Origin of the sequence: Arenibacter sp. ARW7G5Y1, from assembly GCF_003201775.1 — a bacterium.
GTDB lineage: Bacteria > Bacteroidota > Bacteroidia > Flavobacteriales > Flavobacteriaceae > Arenibacter.
Genome location: NZ_QJJZ01000010.1, coordinates 64,374 through 67,892 on the forward strand (window position 1 = coordinate 64,374; position 3,519 = coordinate 67,892).

The 3,519-nt window shown below is 40.2% G+C and carries 2 protein-coding genes; both read left to right on the forward strand.

Going from position 1 to position 3,519, the window contains the following annotated elements:
• Positions 1-434: 434 nt before the first annotated feature.
• A complete protein-coding gene (locus C7972_RS14880; protein ID WP_110356972.1) occupies positions 435-800 on the forward strand; it encodes a BlaI/MecI/CopY family transcriptional regulator in 366 nt (121 codons plus the stop codon).
• 2 nt (positions 801-802) lie between these two features.
• On the forward strand, positions 803-2,989 hold the full coding sequence (locus C7972_RS14885; RefSeq protein ID WP_110356973.1) for a M56 family metallopeptidase: 2,187 nt from the start codon (positions 803-805) through the stop codon (positions 2,987-2,989).
• Positions 2,990-3,519 lie beyond the last annotated feature (530 nt).

Consider the following 3,519-nt stretch of genomic DNA (forward strand, 5'->3'; position numbering starts at 1 on the left):
TGGCTCCCCACCCTGGACAGGGAGGGGTGGATTCTTTACCGACAACGAGGCGGGAAAGAAGACGGGGCGGGTAGAGAGCGATTAATACTAATGGGAGACTAAATAGCCACATCACAATAGCGTCTGGATACACACTACCCCTTCCACCATCCCCTACATGGGGAATGGGGAAGGAGCTTCCCTATCCAACTCATCATTAGGCAGTCCTACAAGGTTTTCCCAACTATGTAGGACTAAATCCATCACCCAACGGAGATACCTACAAGGTTAAAAAAACCTTGCAGGATCAGGGACAGGCAGATAAAAGCAAAAAAATGCCGCTGCAATAGCTAACGCAAATTCAATTTTCACCTCTACTAGCACAAAAACATCTCTACACTTGTAGAATTAATTTTTTTGTTCTATGTTTGTAGAACAATACCGATTATATAGACATGAAACTCTCAAAAACAGAAGAAGAATTAATGAACCACCTTTGGAGGCTGAACAAAGCTTTTATGAAGGATCTATTGGAAGCCTACCCTGAACCCAAACCCGCCACCACTACCGTAGCTACACTGCTAAAGAGGATGACGGACAAAGGTTTTGTTGGGTATACCTTATTGGGCAACACAAGGGAATACTATCCCTTGGTCAAAAAAAAGGATTATTTCTCCAAGCATTTAAACGGACTCATTAAAAACTTTTTCAATGATAGCGCCACACAATTCGCCTCCTTTTTCGCAAAAGAAACCAATTTGAGCAAGAAAGAGCTGGAAGAATTAAGAAACTTAATAGATACCCAAATTAAAAACAAATAGCCATGTGGATCTATCTTCTCAAATTTAGTGCCTGCCTTGCCATACTCCTGCTATTTTACAAGTTGGTGCTAGAAAAGGTCCATATTCATCATTTTAAAAGGTATTACCTCTTAATTTCATTTATAATCTCGCTGGGTATCCCGTTGATTACATTTACCCAGTACGTTAATGTTACTGTAGAACCTGTCCTATTTGCCCAAAACCCAACGTACAACGGCATCTATACAGAAGCACTTCCTCAAGATGGGTCCAACATCCTCCCACTTTTGTTATGGAGCCTTTATATGTTGGGTGTAATCCTATTCGGCCTTAAGTTTTTGGCCAACTTAAAATCATTGGTTAAAAGTATCAAGAACAACCCTAGACAAAAATCGGGACGAATTCAACATGTGCTGCTGCAAGAACTTATTGCTCCACACACGTTTTTTAGCTATATCTTTTTCAACCGAAAAGATTATGAAAGCCAAAAAATTTCGCAAGAAGTTTTTTGGCACGAGGAAACCCATGCCAACCAAAAGCATAGCCTGGATATCTTATTATTGGAACTGATTCAGATTGTCTTATGGTTTCATCCACTAATTTATTGGGCAAAGCATATGGTAAAACTGAACCATGAATTTTTAGCGGACCAGGCCGTTTTAAACAAAGGGGCCAGTATTCCCAACTATCAGAACTTAATATTGGCATTCTCATCAAATGCCGAAACACCACAATTGGCAAATGCCATTCATTATTCATCAATCAAAAAACGAATCGTCATCATGAAAACAAAAACATCAAAAAAAGCCATTGTGCTCAAGGGTTTAGTGCTTATCCCCTTAATAGCACTGTTGCTTTACAGTTTTAGTACTAAAGAAATTCTGGAAATTCAAAAAACCGGGAAAGCTACGGTCGTGGAGCACTACCCACAAGGAGTAATAGAACAGGAAAAAATTAATGACCCAAGAAATCAAAATATTCCAACACAAGAAATTTCCATAGCCATAAATAAAAAGGGACAGCTGTTGGTCAATACTGATTTGGTTTCACTCGAAGAATTAAAATCCCACTTACTTAAATACAACCAAGGCCTTACAAAAGAACAAAGAATCCAAAGTGTTAGGGCTATAATTAGCGTAGAGGAAGAAACTCAGAACAATATCATAAGACAAGTGGACGCCATTTTAATGGACTATGGTGTAGCCACTATTGATATTCAAGGACCTACGAAATCCTCAGATCAGCTTGGGGCCACCAAAACAGAAATACGGGAATTCAACACCCTCGCCAAAAAATACAACACCCAACCCCAAGCAATGCGGGTCGTTCCGTTAAAAGACCTAAAGACTTTAGAAACAATTTACGGTCGTATGAGCGATGAGCAGAAACAGCAGGCCCTACCCTTTCCTGAATGTGCGCCTCCGCCTCCACCCAGTCCTGCACCTGTCCAAAAGCCAGTTCCATCTATAAAAAAAGGAGGGCCAACTCCTATTCCTTTAAACCCAACACCACCTAGGACTGAAGAAAAAGTTGAGCTGATAGAAGCGTTGAAGTACAATAATCATAACTCCAAAAGAATGGCGTTGCAATCGGAAAAAGCACCTGTTGTAAGCTCTGGTTTTCCACCCCCTCCTCCAACTATTGCGACCCACGCCAATACAGAAAATTATTCCAGAGAACTGAAGAGTGCGATTGATAGCTATTTGAGAAAAGCAAAAAACTATAGGACGGCAGTCTCCAGTTATCACAGTGAACAGGTTGGTAGTCTTGATGAATTAAAAAAAACCTATGTGGAAGTAATGCAATTATACAATGTGTATAAGAAATTGGCATATAAGGAAAATAATTATGTGCATCCAGCCCCTTTATATTATGACCCGAAAGGGGAATATGGAAAACCAAATTCTACGCCAAACGTTAAAGAAGACAATTCCCCGTCGCCCAATTTAAAGAGTAGCGACAATCAAAAAATAGATGCAACAAATAAGCCTTCTGTATATTATGGAAAATTGTACACTGTACCTCTGCCCCCTCCTGAAAAAAATCCAGATCCTGTGAAATACATAAAGGAATTGGCCGAAAAAGGAGCAACATTTTATATAGGCCCGCATCAATACAAAACTGATGAAGCAATCGAATTGGTTAAAAAGAGTAAAGATCCCAACATTGATGTAAGTGATTACCCTATAGTAAGACTGGGTGGTTGTTGATGTTCTCATTCGCAATAAAACTAACGGTAGCCCCACAAGGTTTTCCAAACCTTGTGGGGGCTAAATCCATTCCATCACCCACCGGAGATACCTACAAGGTTAAAAAAAAACTTGCGGGATCAGAAACTAGCCCAAACGGGAAATCCAGAAAAACAATCATGTCCCAACACCATACCTACAAGGTTAAAAAAACCTTGCAGGATCAGAAACTAGCCCAAACGGGAAATCCGGAAAAACAATCATGCCCCAACAGCATACCTACAAGGTTAAAAAAACCTTGCAGGATCAGAAACTAGCCCAAACAGGAAATCCGGAAAACAATCATGTCCCAACACCATACCTACAAGGTTAAAAAAACCTTGCGGGATCAGAAACTAGCCCAAACAGGAAATCCGGAAAACAATCATGTCCCAACACCATACCTACAAGGTTAAAAAAAACCTTGCAGGATCAGAAACTAGCCCAAACAGGAAATCCGGAAAACAATCATGTCCCAACACCATACCTACAAGGTTAAAAAAACCTTGCAG